The sequence below is a fragment of the Ruegeria sp. CH6 genome (assembly GCF_056537005.1).
This window is the reverse complement of sequence record NZ_JBQFQS010000053.1, coordinates 1-1165: the sequence shown is the minus strand read 5'-3', so window position 1 is coordinate 1165 and position 1165 is coordinate 1. Positions and strand designations below refer to the sequence as shown.

General features: G+C 52.3%; 1 protein-coding gene. It reads right to left on the bottom strand.

The annotated features are described in order from the left end of the window. Window positions 1–93 precede the first annotated feature (93 nt). A partial coding sequence (locus ACR0CW_RS23145; protein ID WP_480789584.1) for an FG-GAP repeat domain-containing protein occupies window positions 94–1165 on the bottom strand: 1072 nt, incomplete at its 5' end.

The following is a 1165-nucleotide window of genomic DNA, read 5'->3' as shown; positions in this document are numbered from 1 at the left end:
AACGGACAACCATCTCCCTTCAAGGGAAACACCGCCCCCAATCCAATTTGAAAAATTGGGGGCGGTGTCAGATAACATCGAGACTAATTCATTTTAAATCACACCCGGAATATTCTCATTGAACAATATCCCAAATACATCTGAATTAACGGCTGATACAATAATGTCCCCCCTCATGTCACCGTCTATATCCGCCACAGACGTGTGAGTGGCACCATCATCCAGTCCGGTGTCGATCTGCATTCCCGCACCGAAAGTTCCATCGCCGTTACCCAGAAACACTATGAATTCGTCGGAGCCACTCAAAGACCCGATGATATCCAAAGCACCATCACCATCTACATCAAACACAGAGGTGGAAATGGGGTTATCAAAATCCGCTGTATCATCGATTTGCGTTCCCGCATCAAAGCCTCCCGTTCCGTTATTCAGGAACACCGTGAAGGAATTTGTCCCGCCCGATGACCCGATGATGTCCAGATCGCCATCGCCGTCCAAATCTGCAACAGAGGTGTGACTGGGACCACCATTAAAACTTCCGCTGTCGATCTGCGTTCCCGCATCGAAGGCTCCGGTCCCATCATTGCGGTACACTGTGAAGGCATCTGAAACTAGAGCTGACCCGATGATGTCCAGATCACCATCGCCGTCTATATCCGCCACAGACGTGTGACTGGGAAATATACCAAAGTCTGTATCGAGCTGTGTTCCTGCATCGAAGGCTCCGGTCCCATCATTGCGGAACACCGTGAAGGCGCCTGAGGTGATGGCCACTCCGATGATGTCCATATCACCATCGCCGTCCAAGTCTGCAACAGAGGTGTGTCTGGCACCATTATCCAGCGTGGTGTCGATCTGTGTTCCTGCATCGAAGGCTCCGGTCCCATCATTGCGGAACACCGTGAAGGCGCCTGAGATGTCGGCCGCTCCGATGATGTCCATATCACCATCGCCGTCTATATCCACCACAGACGTGTGAATGGCACCAGTATCCAGTGCGGTTGCCACCTGTGTTCCTGCATCGAAGGCTCCGGTCCCATCATTGCGGAACACCGTGAAGGCGCCTGATTCGCGGGCCGACCCAATGATATCCATATCACCATCGCCGTCTATATCCGCTACAGACGTGTGAATGGCACCATCATCCAGTCCGGTTTCGATTTCG